The organism is Streptomyces sp. NPDC098781 (genome assembly GCF_044759995.1).
GTDB lineage: Bacteria > Actinomycetota > Actinomycetes > Streptomycetales > Streptomycetaceae > Streptomyces.
In genome coordinates this window covers 992,683-1,008,029 of sequence record NZ_JBIWAK010000001.1, presented here as the reverse complement: position 1 = coordinate 1,008,029, position 15,347 = coordinate 992,683, and the positions used below count along the sequence as shown (strand labels likewise).

Sequence of the window (15,347 nt, the reverse complement as noted above, 5' to 3'; positions counted from 1 at the left end):
ATGGAAAGTGGCGTCCTTTGGTTGAGGTTTTCGTTGAACACTTCCCGTCGCGCCTCTCGTACTTCCTGTGAGAAATGAGAGCCCGGTGTTCAGCGAGGGATGGCCATGGTCAAGGCGCGCGTCTCCACAGTCGAGTTGGTCGCCGGAAGGTATCGGCTCGTCGATGTCGTCCATCGCGAGACGAACCGCGTCAGCTACTACGGCGAGGACACCGAGACCCAACGCCCGTGCCTCCTCACCCAGATCGGACTGCCCGACGATCCGAGCCCGGACGACCGCCGTCGGGCCACCTCGCGGATCCTGCGCACGTCCGAACGGATCGGGCTGCTGCGGCCCGGCCGGGTGGCCACCGTGCTGGACGCCTTCGAGGAGTCCGAGAGCCTGTGGATCGTCACCGAGTGGCTCGAGGGCACGCCGCTGGGCGAACTCATTGCCCAGCAGGGCTCGTTCAACTACGTACGGGCCGCGCGGATCGGTCTCGAACTGCTCGACGTGCTGGAGGCCGCGCACGTCGCCGGCATCACGCACGGCGAACTGAGCCCCGGGCAGGTGTTCGTGGGCGACGACGGATCGGTCGTGGTCACCGGCTTCGGGCTGGCCGGCGCGACCCTCGCGGCCCGCGTTGCCGCGCCCTCGTACGCCTCGCCGGAGCAGGCCCGCGACGAGCGCATCGGGCCCGCGTCCGATCTGTGGGCGCTCGGCGCGATCCTCTACACGATGGTCGAGGGACGACCGCCGTATCGCGAACGGGACAGTCCGGAGACCACGTTGAAGGGGGTGGACCGGCTTCCGCTGCGCGCTCCGGTGCGGGCCGGCCCGCTCACCCAGGCCGTGCAGGGGCTGCTGCGCAAGGACTCCCGCGAACGCCTGAGCAGACCGGTGGTCCGTGAGGCGTTCGCGCGTGTCCTCAACGAGGACCCCGAAGCGGCCACCCAGGCGATGGATCGGCCCCGGCTGCGCGGACGTTGCGCGGTGGGACCCGCTTGGGGCAGACGCGCCATGGTCTTCGGCACGGCCCTGGCGGTGGTCACCGTCGCGGCCGCCGTCCTGGTCGTGACCACCAGCCGCGACGACGATCCGGGCCCGGCGCCGGGTGCGGCGCCCGCTCCTTCCACCTCGGCCGGGGCGTCCAACGGTGCCGCCCCCTCGGTGACGCCGAGCACGTCCCCCACCCAGGAGAGGACGGAGCCCGCGACGCCCCCCGCCTCGCCCTCGAACACGGCGCTGCCCGCCGGATACCGGACGTACAAGTCACCGGAGGGCTTCTCCGTGGCGCTGCCCGAGGGATGGAAGCCGCTGGCCACCACGCGTGCCGGGGACGTGGCGTACCGCGTCTTCCTCGGCACCGACGGCGACGACCGCCGGCTGGCGGTCACCTACAGCGAGGCGCTCGGCCCGGACCCCGTCGCCGTCTGGCGCGACGACGTCCAGCCCGACTTGGAGGAGCGCACCGGATTCCAGCGGATCGGCGACATCGAGGCGACCACGTACCAGGGATACAAGGCCGCCGACATGGAGTGGCTCTCCGACAAGGACGACGGCACCCGGTTCCGCACCTTCGGCCGCGGTTTCCTCATCGCCGAACACCGCGGCTACTCGCTGCGCTGGACGACCCCGGAGGACGACTGGAACGACGCGGCGAACCAGCAGACCCTGGACGTGTTGCTGCGGACCTTCCGGGTGCCCGGGGACTGAGTCCGGCCGGCGTGAGGGCAAGGGAATCCTGGGACGCGGTCCGCGAAGTCCGTTTCCCCCGCGGTGTTCGAGGCACTCGGTTCACCGGTGAGTACGCACCCGTCGGGGGTGATCACCAACGGTGAGATCGGGACTCCGGCGACGGGGCGGAACAGAAGGCGGCCGATGACGACGCTCGGTGTGGAAGAGGAGTACCTCCTGCTCGACCCGGTCACGGGCCTGCCCGTCCCGCTGGCCGAGAAGGTGCGCGCCGCCGTGGGACTGGCGCCGTTCGTGGCGGACGAGGAAGTGCAGAGCGAGCTGCTCCAGGCGCAGGTCGAGGTGGCCACGCCGGTGTGCGACTCGCTGGAGGAGGTCGAGGGGCATCTGCTGCGGCTGCGGCACGCCGTCGCGGCGGCCGCGGAACGGCACGGGTGCAGGCTGGCGCCCTGCGGGACGTCCCCGCTGCGTCGCAGCCGCCCCGTGGCCGTCACGGACAAGGCCCGCTACCGGGCCATGCGCTCCCAGGCACCGCAGCTGGTGGCCGAGCAGCTGGTCAACGGCATGCACATCCATGTCGCCGTGCCCGGCCGCGAGGAGGGCCTCCAGGTCATGAACCGGCTCCGTGTCTGGCTGCCGACCCTGACGGCCATGTCGGCGAATTCCCCGCTGTGGGACGGCCACGACACCGGTTTCGCCAGCTGGCGCACCGTGGTGTTCGGCCGGTGGCCGGTCAGTGGCATGCCTCCCTACTTCCAGGACGTGCCCGACTACGACCGGCGTGTGCAGCGGCTGCTGAAGAGCGGGCTGATCTCGGACATCGGGCAGTTGTACTGGTTGGCCCGGCTCTCGGCCCGGTATCCGACCATCGAGGTGCGCTGCATGGACGTCCAGCTGCGCGTCGACGACGCGGTGATGTTCGCGGGCCTGGTACGGGCCCTGGTGCGGACGGAGCTCGACGCGGTCGCGGCCGGTACCCCCGCCCCCGAATGCGCTCCCGAGCTGCTCCGGGCAGGCCTGTGGCACGCCGCCCGGCACGGTCTGAGCGACACCCTGGTCGACCTGGACGGCAACACGCGGCCCGTCGGCGAGGTGCTGGACCAGCTCATGCGGCACGTCGCTCCCGCGCTCGACGCGTTCGGAGACACCGGGCGGGTGACGTCGCTGATCCAGCGTCTCCGGCAGGAGGGAACCGGGGCGGACCGACAGCGCGCCGCCGTGGCCGAGGGTGGCTTCGGGGCGCTGAGCGACCTCATCGCGGCGAACTGAGACCGCAAGAGGCCACGCGGGACGGCCTCGACCGGAGCCCTGCGACGCCGTCCCGTTTCGCATCCGCCCCTTCCGTCCCGTTTTCACCGCCTGCCCCCGGGGACTCGGCCCGCATGGTGCAGATCGGATACACGATGATGACCGAGCAGGCCGGTCCCCGGGCACTGGTGGACCACCTGGTCCGCGCCGAGGAGGTCGGTTTCGACTTCTCCGTGACCTCGGACCACTACTTTCCGTGGCTGGACTCGCAGGGTCACGCGCCCTACGCGTGGAGTGTGCTGGGCGCGGCCGCCCAGGCGACCTCACGGATTCCGCTGATGACCTATGTGACGTGTCCGACGTTCCGCTACCACCCCGCGGTGGTGGCACAGAAGGCGGCCACGATGCAGTTGCTGTCCGAGGGCCGGTTCCGGCTGGGGCTCGGCTCGGGCGAGAACCTCAACGAGCATGTCGTGGGCGGTGGTTGGCCTTCGGTGGACGTGCGGCACGAGCGGTTCGAGGAGGCGGTGGAGATCATCCGGGCGCTGTTCGAGGGCGGCCATGTGAACCACCGCGGCACGCACTTCGACGTGGAGTCGGCCCGCCTGTGGGATCTGCCGGACCACCCGCCGCCCATCGGCATCGCCGTCTCCGGCGACCAGTCCTGCGAACTCGCGGGCCGGCTCGGCGACCTGGTGATCGCCACGGAGCCGAAGGCGGACCTGCTGGCGGCGTTCGACCGGCACGGCGGCGAGGGCAAGCCGCGCGTGGGGCAACTGCCCGTCTGCTACGACCCCGACCGGGACACCGCGATCAAGCGCGCCCACTCCCAGTTCCGCTGGTTCGGCAGCGGCTGGAAGGTCAACTCCGAGCTGCCGCACCCGGATTCCTTCGACGCGGCGACCCAGTTCGTCACGCCGGACGACGTCGCCGAGTCGATCCCGTGCGGCGCCGACCCGGACGCCTTCGTCGAGGCGGTACGCCCGTACGCCGAGGCGGGCTTCACCGAGATCGCACTGGTGCAGATCGGCGGCGAGGAGCAGCTGCCCTATCTCGACTGGGCGCAGTCCGCGATGCTGCCGGCGCTGCGGGACGCTCTGGGCTGACCGGGCGCCTGCCGGGGTGCCATAAGCTGCCGGTCGGCACTTCTGCCGTCCGAGCAGCCCTACAGGAGAGTCATCCGTGACACTGGCGTACGTCCCGTCCGAGACGTCCCCCGCGCCCCAGGCCCCGCTGTCCGATCTCGTCGCGCGGGACGCGCGTGAGTTCGGGGTCTACGCGCGGACCGGAGGCTGGGCCTTCGGTCTGATGGTGGCGCGCAGCGTGCGGCCCGGCGGCCAGGGCGCGGGTGACACACCGAAGGTGTCCGCGAAGGAGTTCGCGGAGCTCGCCGGGTGCTCCCCCGACCGTGTCATGCGCTACTACAAGGCCTGGGACCGGGCCGCGGACGACGGGCTCGTCCCGCACTTCGAGGCGCTCGCCCCGGGCCAGGAGGTGGAGCTGCCGGACGCCGACGTGTGGCTCGGCTACTACGTCTCCCGCAGCAGCGCCGGCTCCGAGCGCGGCACCGCCATCGCCGAGGCCGCCGAGGCCGAGGGCATCCGCCCGACCAAGGCCCTGGAGGTCGCCGAGAACCCCACGGCGCTGCGCGCGGCGATCCTCGCCGACCCCTCGACCGCCCGCGCCGCCCGCCAGGCCCTCCTCGACCGGGTGCGCGAGGACCCGGAGCTCCAGTCCGAGTTGGCGCGGGACGTCGTACGCACCGACGACCTGAAGAAGGCCGTCGCCTCCGAGAGCCGGGCGGCCGACCGGATCGGTTACGTCCGTCAGATCGCCGAGTCGGGCCAGATCAAGACGCCTGCCGGACAGACCGTCGACGCGCCCGTCGACCTGCGTCAGGAGGCCGAGCGGCATTTGTCGCTCATCGACGAGCTGGAGGAGGACGAGGACACCGGCGAGTGGGCGACCGACGCCTACGACAGCATGAAGTCCCTGGTCGCCGAGGCGGTGGAGGCCGACCCCGAACTGCGGGTGCAAGAACGGCGGACGAAGTTCTACAACAGCCTCCAGCGGGCGACGAAGGTCTTCGAGGAGCTGACCTTCGACGATGTGCAGGAGTTCGTCGAGGACGACATGGTCCAGCAGCTGGAGGAACTCCAGCAGGCCATCGCCACGTGCATCACGGCACTGCGCGGGGCTCGGGGAGACGAGGGTCGAGCGCAGTAAGGGAGTTCCTTCTTGACTCGTGCCGTCACCGGCCCTGGTGTGGCAGGCGGATGGCACGCTCGCCGGTGCCTGTGTGCCGCGGGGTACGGCCGCCCGAGAGTCGGGCACATACGCCGCCGACGTCTCGCCCGTGACTACGGGACGCTGTAGCCGCCGTCGACAGGCAGGGCGATGCCTGTGACGAAGCTGGACTTGTCGGAGGCGAGCCAGACGACGGCGTCGGCGATCTCCTCCGGGCGGGCGATCCGGCCCAGGGGGTGGGCGGCGCCGAACGCCTTCCGGTCCTCCGCCGGCATGTCCGCGATCATCGGGGTTTCCACCAGGCCGGGGCACACGGCGTTGATACGGATGCCCCGGGCCGCGACCTCGAGGGCCGAGCTCTTGGTCATGGCGACCTCGGCGGCCTTGGTGGCCGCGTAACCGGAGAACCCGGGGACACCCACCAGTGCCGCGCCGGAGGACATGTTCACGATCGCGCCGGAACCCTGCGCCGTCATGTGCCGCAGCTCGTACTTCATCGACAGGAACACACCGCGCACATTGAGGGCGAGCATGTGGTCGAGCATCTCGGTGGAGTAGTCCTTGGTGAGCTGGTACTCGCCGTCGTAGCCCGCGTTGTTCAGGGCGACGTCCAAGCGGCCGGTGCCCGCGGTCGCGTCCCGGACGGCGCGCTCGATCTGGGCCTCGTCGGTCATGTCCGCCACCACATGGCGGGCGGAGCCGCCGGCCGCCTCGATCAGGCGCGCCGTCTCCTTCAGGGTCTTCGCGGTGCGGCCGATGAGCGTCACCAGCGCCCCTTCCGCGGCCAGGGCCAGGGCGGATGCCCGACCGATACCGGATCCGCCGCCGGTGACCAGTGCGGTCTTGCCTGCGAACTGCTGGGTCATCTGCGTCTCATTCATTCGTCGTGTCGCGTCGCGTGCGGGTGGCGACGTGTGGTCAGTAGCGGGTGGGACTGGTCTGAAGCAGGGGCGAGACGATGGTTTCCTGGCCGTCGACCGTCGCGCCGGCGAACGCGAGCATGGCGGCGAGCGTCCTGTTGTTCTCGGCGGGGAAGTTCAAGGTGGGGGCGGAGACCTCGTCGAGGGTCGCGCGCTGGGCATCGGTGAGGGTGACGGCGAACGCGTCGAGGTTGGTCTCCAGCTGTGCCAGGCGCCGGACCCCCACCAGGGTCGAGGTGATGCCGGGGCGGTTGTTCACCCAGTTCAGGGCGACAGCGGCCGGGCTGGCGCCGACCTCGGCGGCGATCTCGTTGAGCGCGTCGATGACGACGTAGTCGTTCTGGCTAGGAGTGCCCACCAGGGCCGAGCGCGCGGTGTCGACCGGTCCGGTCCGTGCGCTGGAGTACTTGCCGGACAGGAAGCCGCTCTTGAGCGGACTCCACGGCAGCACACCCATTCCCTTGGACTGGGCCAGCGGAATCAGCTCTCCCTCCGAGGTGCGCTCGAGCAGGGAGTACTCCAGCTGAAGCGCGACGACGGGAGCCCAGCCCCGGAACTGTGCGAGGGTGACCGCCTCGGCGGTCCTCCACGCCGGCACGTCGGAGAATCCGATGTAGCGGACCTTGCCGCTCGCCACGAGATCGTCCAAGGCACGCATGGTCTCCTCGACCGGCGTCGCGGGATCGAAGTTGTGCAGCCAGTAGATGTCGACGTAGTCCGTCATCAGGCGCCGCAGCGAGTTCTCGAGCTGCTGCACGATTCCCTTGCGGCCGGCCCCGCCACCGTTGGGGTCCTTCGCGTAGAGGTTCCCGAAGAATTTGGTGCCGATCACGACGCGGTCGCGCAGCGATCCCTTCCCGGCGATGTAGTCGCCGATGATCTTCTCGGAGTGCCCGTTGGTGTAGATGTTGGCCGTGTCGATGGAATTGCCACCGCGTTCCAGATAGGCCGCGAGGATGTCCTTCGACTCCGCCGGGCTGGTGCCCCAGCCGTGGTCCTCGCCGAAGGTCATGGTGCCGAGGGTGAACGGACTGATCCTCAGCCCCGAGCGGCCGAGCGTGACGTACGAGTCCAGCGCCATGGTGCAACTCCCGATGTGTCGGATAAGGGGAACCGGCGGAACGGATCGGCCCCGCCACCAGCACTTCCATCCGAACACCGACCGCGTCCCAGCCCTAGGCCAATACGCTCAAAGCGATGCACGATCCGCTCAGGTTCGCCGGGATCGTTCGCCGCCCCGGTGTGGGCGCGTGGTGGAATGGGACGGTGGACAAGCTCGCCGAACTCTGCGCACAGATCACCCGGCTCGCGCCGCGCAACGCCCCGCCGACACGGATCGACGGAGTGCAGGTGTTCGCCACCGACCGGGTGACGGAACCGCTGGGCTCGGTCACCGAGCCGAGCCTGGTCATGGTCGCCCAGGGGGCGAAACGCTCCGTCCTCGGAGAGCGGATCTTCGACTACCGTGCCGGCCAGTACCTGGTGGTCACCCTCGACCTCCCCCTGACCTCACAGATCACGCGCGCCGACGCGGCCGAGCCCGCCCTCTTCTTCGGGCTTCGGCTCAAGCCCGCGGTCATCGCACAGCTCCTGCTCGACGCCGGCACCGCTCCCGGCACGGGAAGGGGAGACGCGGGCGGAGCCATTGCCACGAGCGACGCCGACGACGATCTGATCGACGCAGCAGTCCGACGCCTCCGGCTCATCGGCAACCCCGTCGACCAACGCGTCCTCGCACCGGCGATCGAGCGTGAGATCCATTGGCGCCTCCTGACCGGCCCCCAAGCGGCCATCGTCAGGCAGATCGGACTCGCCGACAGCAGGCACTCCCTCATTGCCCGCGCCATCCGCTGGCTCCAGGCGCACTATGCCGAAGTCATCCGCATCGACGACCTCGCCGCCGACGTCGGGCTGAGCGTTTCCTCACTCAACCGGCACTTTCGCGCCGTCACAGCCATGAGCCCGCTGCAATACCAGAAGCAGCTGCGCCTCCAAAAGGCGCGCATCCAACTCATCGCCGACTCCCACGACATCGCCGCGATCGGGCACGCCGTCGGCTACGACAGTCCGTCCCAATTCAGCCGCGAGTACAAGCGCATGTTCGGCGCACCGCCCGCCCAGGACGCGGCCAGACTCCAGGGAGTGAGCGTCGATGTGATCTGAAGAGCGTCATCGAACTATGTGGCATCAATCAGGGAGGTCCGGCTCGGCGTCATTCCGGCCGGGCGATGGCGGTAGCCGGCCCCGGCCCCCTCGGCGTGGTCCGACCGTCTCCTGCGGACGGTCGTGGACACCCACGGCCCTCACGCGTTCACGGTCACCGACGACCACCCGGGCGCTCTCATCCGGCCGGCGCGCCACCGTTCACTCCGTGTGGTGGCGGCGTGCCCACAGCGGCAGGGCGAACCAGCAGATCAGGTACCAGATGACCACGCCCGTGACCAGCCAGGGCACGAAGTCGTCGTGCGTGGCGACCCGCAGGATCAGCAGAAGCGAGCACGCCGTCGTGGCGAGCAGCAGGATCAGCCCGACGAAGGTCAGCCGGGAGGCCCACTCCACGGCCTTGGGCTTGATGCGCCGCCCGGCCACCAGACGGTGCAGCGACACGGGACCGATCAGTGCGCCGGTGGCGACGGCCCCGAGGACGACGGTCACGATGTAGATCGTCTGGTTCGTGTCGTCGAGGGTGTCGTACTTCGGCGTGAACACGACGGTGAGCAGGAAGGCGAACAGGATCTGGACGCCCATCTGGGCCACCCGGACCTCCTGGATGAGCTCGCCCCACATGCGGTCGGCCCGCTCGTCGGCGGTCTCGTCGCGTCCCGTCCGGCTTTCCACCTCGGTCATGAAGCCCCGAGTAACCCGAAGCCCGAGATCTCAAACGACGACGCTCCGGGAGCCACCTTTCGGCCACCCCCGGAGCGGTCGGCCGCTACCAGCGGCTTTCCACCTGTTCCTTGATCCGCCGGTCATAGAGGTCACGGATGGCCGTGAGCGTGTCCTCGGACAGCTCCGGCAGCGCCGCCGCGGACGCGTTGGCGCGGGCCTGCTCGGGCGAGCGGGCACCGGGGATCACCGTGGTCACGCCCGGCTGCTGGATGATCCAGCGCAGGGCCAGCTGGGCCGGAGTGAAGTCCTCGGGAGCGAGGGCGGCGAATTCGACGGCCGCCTCCACACCGGACTCGTAGTCGACGCCGGAGAAGGTCTCGCCCTGGTCGAAGGACTCGCCGTGCCGGTTGTAGGTGCGGTGGTCGTTCGCGGGGAAGACGGTGTCCTTGGTGTACTTGCCCGACAGCAGACCGGAGGCCAGCGGAACCCGGGCGATGATGCCCACGCCCGCCTCCCGGGCCGCGGGCAGCACCTCCAGGAGGGGCTTCATACGGAACGGGTTGAGGATGATCTGCACACTGGCCACACCCGGCCGGGCGATGGCGGTGAGTGCCTCGGCGCAGGTCTCCACGCTGACGCCGTAGGCCGCGATGCGCTCCTCCTCGACCAGGGTGTCCAGGGCGTCGAACACCTCGTCCGTCGAGTACACGGGCGTCGGCGGGCAGTGCAGCTGGACCAGGTCGAGCCGGTCCACCCCGAGGTTGCGCCGCGAACGGTCGTTCCAGGCGCGGAAGTTGTCCAGGACGTAGTTCTCGGGCAGCTGGTCGACGCGACGGCCCATCTTGGTGGCCACGAGGATGTCCAGCTCGGGCCGGCCGCGCAGGAAGCCGGCGATGGTCTGCTCGCTGCGCCCGTCGCCGTACACGTCGGCCGTGTCGAAGAAGGTCACCCCCGACTCGACCGCGGCGTCCAGTACCGAAAGGGCTTCCTTGTCGTCCACGTCTCCCCAGTCGGCGCCCAGCTGCCATGTACCGAGACCGACGACGGACACCCGCTGACCCGACCTACCGATTGCACGCTCGTCCATGGCGTCAGTGTGTCATTCGCCGGCGGCGGGTGCGGACCGGGCCCCCGAGCACCGCCACCTGTGAATCCTTCACTCACACGGGTGAATCGACCCCGGGGGCAAGCGGTTGCCGTCGGGCAGGTCCCTAGCTTGGGCCTGTGATCGACAGGTTCACCCGCAGGGGCTTCCTCCGCACCGCCGCCCTGGCCGCCGTACCGACGCTTCTCCCGGCGGACCCGGCCGTGGCCGCGCAGGAGTTGCCGGACTTCCCGCCGGCCGTCGCGCTGTACCGCTCGGCCTACCGCAACTGGGTGGGCGAGATCACCGCCGACGGCCTGTGGGCGTGTGCTCCGGCCGGCCCGGACCAGGTCGTCGCGGTCGTCAACTGGGCCTGGCGGCACGGCTGGAGAGTGCGCGCCCGGGGTGCCTCGCACGGCTGGTCGCCGCTGACGATCACACCGGGCACACCGTCGGACGCACCGGTCCTGCTCGTCGACACGACCGCTCATCTCACCGGCGTGTCCCTGGAGTCGCCGACTGCCGTACGCGCCGGAGCGGGCGTCACCCTGGAGGCCCTGCTCACCCACCTCGAGGAACACGGCCTCGGGGTCACGGCCTCGCCGGCGCCCGGCAACCTGACCCTGGGCGGCGCCCTGGCCATCGACGCGCACGGCACCGCAGTTCCCGCACGGGGCGAGGAGCGGCTGCCCGGTCACACGTACGGCTCACTGAGCAATCTCGTGCTGTCGCTGACGGCCGTCGTCTGGGACGAGGGCAGCGGCGCGTATGTGCTGCGCACCTATGGCCGTGACGAGGCGGACTGCGCCGCGCTGCTCACCCATCTCGGCCGGTCCTTCGTCACCGAGGTCGTGCTGCGCGTGGGCGCCGACACCAGCCTGCGGTGCGTCAGCCGTACGGACATCCCGGCCGGCGAGCTGTTCGCCGCGCCCGGCGGTGACGGCCGGACCTTGGCGAGTTTCCTGGACCGGGCGGGACGCGTGGAGGCGATCTGGTTCGCCTTCACCAAGCACCCGTGGCTGAAGGTGTGGAGCGTCTCCCCCACCCGTCCCCTGACCTCGCGGCGGGTGACGACGCCGTACAACTACCCGTTCTCCGACAACGTCCCGCCGCTGGTGGCGGACCTCGTCGGGCGCATCGTGGCGGACGGGGCCTGGTATCTGGCGCCGGTGCTCGGCAACGCGCAGTACGACGCGGCGGCACTGGGGCTGCTGGCGACGCTGTCGGCGGACATCTGGGGGCCGTCCAAGAACACGCTGCTCTATCTGCGGCCGACGACGTTGCGGATCGCCACCAACGGATACGCGGTGCTCACCGGCCGGGACCAGGTGCAGCGCGTCGTCGCGGAGTTCGCCGCCTTCTACCGGGAGCGGCTCACGGCCTACGCCGACCGGGGCCGGTTCCCGGTCAACGGGTCGGTCGAGATCCGGGTGACGGGCCTCGACGAGCCGGGTGACGTCGGGGTGGCGGGGTCGCGGGCGCCGCTGCTGTCGGCGCTCCGGCCGCGCGAGGACCGCCCCGAGTGGGACACCGCCGTGTGGCTGAACATCCTGACGCTGCCCGGGACCCCGTACGCGGAGGAGTTCCTCTGCCAGATCGAGCGGTTCCTGCTGCGTACGTTCGACGGTGAGTACGCCATGACGAGGGTCGAGTGGTCGAAGGGCTGGGCCTACACGAAGGACGCCGCCTGGGCGGACGGCGAGGTGCTGGGGCATGTCGTGCCCGGCGGCTTCGGGCACGACATGTGGGGGCAGGCCGACGCGACGCTGGAGCGGCTCGACCCGCACCGGGTGTTCGGCAACACCTTTCTGGACCGGTTGTTCGAGTGAGGTCCGCTCACTCGCCGGACGTCCTGGCGTGCACGGCGCGCGCAACCCTCGGTCCGAGCCAGCGCTTGACCCGGAGCAGCGTCTGCGAGCGCGTGGCGGCCCGGTCGACGCGGTAGTACAGCTGGGGCGGTACGTGGGGCAGCAGCGGCGAGTGGCGCTGGCCGAGCAGGGCGAACATCTGTTGCGGGGGCAGCTGGATGTAGCGGGGCAGGTTCTCGTACCAGCGGGCGCTGTGGCGGGCCGCGCTCTGGACGGACAACAGGGCCCGTCTGCGCTCGTGTTCGTAGCGGGCGAGGGCCCGCGGGAGGGCGGGTTCCTCGTGCAGGGCGCCGGCCAGCGCGATGGCGTCCTCCAGGGCGAGCGTCGTGCCGGCGCCGATGGAGTAGTGGGTGGTGTGCGCGGCGTCGCCGATCAGGACCAGGTTGCCGTGGTGCCAGGTGCGGTTGGTGAGGGTGCGGAAGTTCCGCCACTGGGCGCCGCCGCCGGCGGAGGAGTGGCCGAGGAGGGGGTGGCCGTCCAGGACACCGGCGAAGAGCTTCTCCAGCAGGGCGAGTCCGTCGGCCTCGTTCGCGGTGTCGAGGCCGAGACCGGTCCAGGTCTCGGGGGCGCATTCGACGACGCAGGTGCTCGACTCGGGGCCGTAGCCATAGCCGTAGCACCAGATCCAGCCGTGGTCGGTCTCGACGAAGGCGAAGGTGAAGGCGTCGAAGACCTTGCTGGTACCGAGCCAGATGTAGCGGTTGCGGCCGGTGTCGATCCGGGTGCCGAAGTGGTCGGCGTGCCGGGTGCGCAGGGCGCTGTGCACGCCGTCGGCCGCCACGACCAGGTCGGCGGCGGGCAGGTCGTCCGGTGTGACGCCGTGCTCGAACGCCAGGCGGACGCCCAGTGAGCGGGCCCGTTCGGCGAGGATCTCCAGCAGCCGGTGGCGGCCGATGCCGTGGCCCTCGTCGCCCGCCTGGCGGGTCGTCAGTTCTCGTACGTGCGCGACGCCTTCGCTCCAGCGGACCGAGCCGGACTCGACGGCGCGCGCCGACTCGGGGTCGTGCTCGTGCAGTCTGTCGAGCAGTGCGCGCCAGTACGTGACGCCCCAGCCGTAGGTGGACCCCTCGGGATCGCGTTCGTGGACGGTGATGTCGTGGGACGGGTCCCGCAGCTTGAGCAGGATCGACAGATACAGACCGGCGGGCCCGCCGCCGACGCAGACGACCTTCACGCAAACCCCTATGAATTACCCGATCCAGGTTATTTCGGATCCGCAGATTAGCAGGGCGCGGCCGCCCCTACGTGGTGTTCGTGATCGCGCCAGTTTCGCCGGGTGAGACACACCACTGGTGACGCGCCCGCCCGCGAAGGATCACCGGAAAAGCCGCCTCCGGGAGAAGGAACTCCCTGTTCCGGCGATAAGGGGACACCAACCGAGCAAGATCGTCTTTGTTCAACTCTGCATGACATGTGGCTACTTGTCCGGATCGCGGCCAACCACTCCGGATCGATTTCGCCCGCTCTCGGCGGGCCCGGTAGGCATACGGAGCCAGCAACCGAACAAACCACCGAAGAGACCCAGGAGGTCCGTATGCCGGAACTCACTCGACGCCGCGCGCTCACCGCCGCGGCAGCCCTCGCCACCGCGGCCGGAGTCCAGCCGGCCATCGCCGCCACCCTCTCCGGCACCGGGCACGACCATCACGGCCCGTCGTCCTTCGACGAGGTCTACAAGGGCCGCCGGATACAGGGCCGGCCCGCCTCGGGCGGCGGACACGAGCATCACGGCGGCGGCTACGCCGTCTTCGTCGACGGGGTCGAGCTGCATGTGATGCGCAACGCCGACGGCAGCTGGATCAGCGTCGTCAGCCACTACGAACCGGTGCCCGACCCGCGCGCCGTCGCCCGCGCGGCCGTGGACGAGCTCCAGGGCGCGGCCCTGCTGCCCTTCCCCGCCAACTGATCAGCCGTACCAGCACTTTGGAGCACGTCCGACCATGACCGTCCGCAAGAACCAGGCCGCCCTGACCGCCGACGAGAAGCGCCGATTCGTCGCCGCTCTGTTGGAGTTGAAGCGCAGCGGCCGTTACGACACCTTCGTCACCACGCACAACGCCTTCATCGTCGGTGACACCGACAACGGCGAGCGCACCGGCCACCGTTCACCGTCGTTCCTGCCCTGGCACCGCAGATTCCTGCTCGACTTCGAGAGAGCGTTGCAGGAGGTGGACGCGTCGGTCGCGCTGCCGTACTGGGACTGGAGCACCGACCGCTCGATACGGTCCTCGCTGTGGGCGCCCGACTTCCTCGGCGGCACCGGGCGCAGCCGCGACGGACAGGTGATGGACGGGCCGTTCGCGGCGTCGGCCGGCAACTGGCCGATCAACGTGCGCGTCGACGGCCGTACCTTCCTGCGCCGCTCGCTCGGCACCGCCGTGCAGGAGCTGCCGACCCGGGCCGAGGTGGAGTCGGTGCTGGCGATGCCGACCTATGACATGGCGCCCTGGAACAGCGGGTCGGACGGCTTCCGCAACCACCTCGAAGGCTGGCGCGGCGTCAATCTGCACAACCGCGTTCATGTCTGGGTCGGCGGGCAGATGGCGACCGGTGTGTCGCCGAACGACCCGGTGTTCTGGATGCACCACGCCTACATCGACAAGCTCTGGGCGGACTGGCAGCAGCGGCACCCCGGCTCCGCGTACGTACCGGCCGCCGGGACACCGAACGTGATCGACCTCAACGACACGATGAAGCCGTGGAACGACGTGCGGCCGGCGGATCTGCTGGACCACACCGCGCACTACACCTTCGACGCGGCCTGATCAGGCGTCGGCCGTACGGCACTCCGGGTGGCCCCAGCCCTGGGCGTTCTTGGCGATGGACTCGCCGGCCGCGTAGCCGCGACCGCAGAGGCAGCGGCCGGGGAACTTGGCCTTGATGGTGCGCGAGGAGCTGCCGTTCTTCCGGGACGCGGACGCCGGGGACCGGCGGCGCGGCACCTTGGCCTGCGGGGTGTCCGGGGAGGGCGGCGGCTCGGGCGAGCCGAGTTCGCTGCCCGCGGACTCCTGCACGATGGCCGCCTGACTGGCTGCGCGGTCGGCGAAGTCGTTCAGCGGGTCGCCGTCGACCTGGTGGGCGGGGACGTAGCGGAACTCGACCGCGCGACCGTCGAGCAGCTCGTCGATGCGCACGACCAGGTCCTGGTTGGCCACCGGCTTGCCGGCGGACGTCTTCCAGCCGTTGCGCTTCCAGCCCGGCAGCCAGGTGGTGACGGCCTTCATGGCGTACTGCGAGTCCATCCGGATCTCCAGCGGTACGCCCGGGTCGGTCGAGGTGAGCAGGCGCTCGAGGGCGGTGAGCTCCGCGACGTTGTTGGTGGCCCGGCCGAGCGGGCCCGCCTCCCAGCGGGCCGGGGTCTCCGTCTCGTCGGCGACGACCCAGGCCCAGCCCGCCGGCCCGGGGTTTCCCTTCGAAGCCCCGTCGCACGCGGCCACAACACGTTCACGCATGGGTCCGATCATGCCATGGACGTGC

14 protein-coding genes are annotated in these 15,347 nt (G+C 70.4%); 8 read left to right on the top strand and 6 right to left on the bottom strand.

Translation table 11 applies throughout. The features are described from left to right. Positions 1 to 99: 99 nt before the first annotated feature. The 4 genes from ACIQWG_RS04330 (at position 100) to ACIQWG_RS04315 (ending at position 5,148) form a co-directional block, all read left to right on the top strand. Complete coding sequence (locus tag ACIQWG_RS04330) at positions 100 to 1,695, top strand: serine/threonine protein kinase (RefSeq protein WP_404090011.1); 1,596 nt, start codon at positions 100 to 102, stop codon at positions 1,693 to 1,695. Positions 1,696 to 1,860: 165 nt separating this feature from the next. Beyond that, entirely contained in the window at positions 1,861 to 2,943 is a 1,083-nt protein-coding gene (locus tag ACIQWG_RS04325; RefSeq protein ID WP_404090009.1) for a glutamate--cysteine ligase, read from the top strand. A gap of 113 nt (positions 2,944 to 3,056) precedes the next feature. Then, positions 3,057 to 4,028 carry an LLM class F420-dependent oxidoreductase gene (locus ACIQWG_RS04320; RefSeq protein WP_404090007.1) on the top strand — a complete coding sequence of 324 codons (972 nt, stop codon included), beginning with the start codon at positions 3,057 to 3,059 and terminating at the stop codon, positions 4,026 to 4,028. 76 nt (positions 4,029 to 4,104) lie between these two features. Then, positions 4,105 to 5,148 carry a hypothetical protein gene (locus ACIQWG_RS04315; RefSeq protein WP_404090005.1) on the top strand — a complete coding sequence of 348 codons (1,044 nt, stop codon included), beginning with the start codon at positions 4,105 to 4,107 and terminating at the stop codon, positions 5,146 to 5,148. A gap of 134 nt (positions 5,149 to 5,282) precedes the next feature. Here ACIQWG_RS04315 and ACIQWG_RS04310 read toward each other — a convergent pair whose 3' ends face one another. Then, positions 5,283 to 6,035 (bottom strand): SDR family NAD(P)-dependent oxidoreductase, encoded by a 753-nt coding sequence (locus ACIQWG_RS04310; protein WP_404090003.1) that lies wholly within the window; start codon positions 6,033 to 6,035, stop codon positions 5,283 to 5,285. A 52-nt stretch (positions 6,036 to 6,087) separates the two neighbouring features. After that, positions 6,088 to 7,170: an aldo/keto reductase gene (locus ACIQWG_RS04305; RefSeq protein WP_404090002.1), complete on the bottom strand. Its 1,083-nt coding sequence runs from the start codon at positions 7,168 to 7,170 to the stop codon at positions 6,088 to 6,090. A 263-nt stretch (positions 7,171 to 7,433) separates the two neighbouring features. Between ACIQWG_RS04305 and ACIQWG_RS04300 the strand changes: the two genes are divergently transcribed. Beyond that, entirely contained in the window at positions 7,434 to 8,252 is an 819-nt protein-coding gene (locus ACIQWG_RS04300; RefSeq protein ID WP_404090799.1) for an AraC family transcriptional regulator N-terminal domain-containing protein, read from the top strand. Between the two features lie 201 nt (positions 8,253 to 8,453). Here ACIQWG_RS04300 and ACIQWG_RS04295 read toward each other — a convergent pair whose 3' ends face one another. Further along, positions 8,454 to 8,936 (bottom strand): DUF6328 family protein, encoded by a 483-nt coding sequence (locus tag ACIQWG_RS04295; protein ID WP_404090000.1) that lies wholly within the window; start codon positions 8,934 to 8,936, stop codon positions 8,454 to 8,456. A gap of 85 nt (positions 8,937 to 9,021) precedes the next feature. Further along, a complete protein-coding gene (locus ACIQWG_RS04290) occupies positions 9,022 to 10,005 on the bottom strand; it encodes an aldo/keto reductase (protein ID WP_404089998.1) in 984 nt (327 codons plus the stop codon). 137 nt (positions 10,006 to 10,142) lie between these two features. On the opposite strand from ACIQWG_RS04290, the gene ACIQWG_RS04285 reads away from it, so the two are divergent. Beyond that, positions 10,143 to 11,831 (top strand): cholesterol oxidase substrate-binding domain-containing protein, encoded by a 1,689-nt coding sequence (locus ACIQWG_RS04285; protein WP_404089997.1) that lies wholly within the window; start codon positions 10,143 to 10,145, stop codon positions 11,829 to 11,831. A gap of 7 nt (positions 11,832 to 11,838) precedes the next feature. Here ACIQWG_RS04285 and ACIQWG_RS04280 read toward each other — a convergent pair whose 3' ends face one another. Beyond that, positions 11,839 to 13,044 carry an FAD-dependent monooxygenase gene (locus ACIQWG_RS04280; protein ID WP_404089995.1) on the bottom strand — a complete coding sequence of 402 codons (1,206 nt, stop codon included), beginning with the start codon at positions 13,042 to 13,044 and terminating at the stop codon, positions 11,839 to 11,841. A 360-nt stretch (positions 13,045 to 13,404) separates the two neighbouring features. Here ACIQWG_RS04280 and ACIQWG_RS04275 point away from each other — a divergent pair, with 360 nt between their 5' ends. Further along, positions 13,405 to 13,776: a tyrosinase cofactor gene (locus tag ACIQWG_RS04275; protein ID WP_404089993.1), complete on the top strand. Its 372-nt coding sequence runs from the start codon at positions 13,405 to 13,407 to the stop codon at positions 13,774 to 13,776. Positions 13,777 to 13,810: 34 nt separating this feature from the next. Further along, positions 13,811 to 14,635: a tyrosinase family protein gene (locus ACIQWG_RS04270; RefSeq protein ID WP_404089991.1), complete on the top strand. Its 825-nt coding sequence runs from the start codon at positions 13,811 to 13,813 to the stop codon at positions 14,633 to 14,635. On the opposite strand, the gene ACIQWG_RS04265 is transcribed toward ACIQWG_RS04270, so the two are convergent. Continuing rightward, on the bottom strand, positions 14,636 to 15,334 hold the full coding sequence (locus ACIQWG_RS04265) for a ribonuclease H (RefSeq protein ID WP_404089989.1): 699 nt from the start codon (positions 15,332 to 15,334) through the stop codon (positions 14,636 to 14,638). Positions 15,335 to 15,347: the final 13 nt, after the last annotated feature.

Bases quoted from the DNA above. Each gene is read 5' to 3' on its own strand.
- ACIQWG_RS04275 (WP_404089993.1), top strand. From the start codon at position 13,405: ATGCCGGAACTCACTCGACGCCGCGCGCTCACCGCCGCGGCAGCCCTC.
- ACIQWG_RS04330 (WP_404090011.1), top strand. From the start codon at position 100: ATGGCCATGGTCAAGGCGCGCGTCTCCACAGTCGAGTTGGTCGCCGGA.
- ACIQWG_RS04290 (WP_404089998.1), bottom strand. From the start codon at position 10,005: ATGGACGAGCGTGCAATCGGTAGGTCGGGTCAGCGGGTGTCCGTCGTC.
- ACIQWG_RS04295 (WP_404090000.1), bottom strand. From the start codon at position 8,936: ATGACCGAGGTGGAAAGCCGGACGGGACGCGACGAGACCGCCGACGAG.
- ACIQWG_RS04320 (WP_404090007.1), top strand. From the start codon at position 3,057: ATGGTGCAGATCGGATACACGATGATGACCGAGCAGGCCGGTCCCCGG.
- ACIQWG_RS04310 (WP_404090003.1), bottom strand. From the start codon at position 6,035: ATGACCCAGCAGTTCGCAGGCAAGACCGCACTGGTCACCGGCGGCGGA.
- ACIQWG_RS04325 (WP_404090009.1), top strand. From the start codon at position 1,861: ATGACGACGCTCGGTGTGGAAGAGGAGTACCTCCTGCTCGACCCGGTC.
- ACIQWG_RS04265 (WP_404089989.1), bottom strand. From the start codon at position 15,334: ATGATCGGACCCATGCGTGAACGTGTTGTGGCCGCGTGCGACGGGGCT.
- ACIQWG_RS04270 (WP_404089991.1), top strand. From the start codon at position 13,811: ATGACCGTCCGCAAGAACCAGGCCGCCCTGACCGCCGACGAGAAGCGC.
- ACIQWG_RS04305 (WP_404090002.1), bottom strand. From the start codon at position 7,170: ATGGCGCTGGACTCGTACGTCACGCTCGGCCGCTCGGGGCTGAGGATC.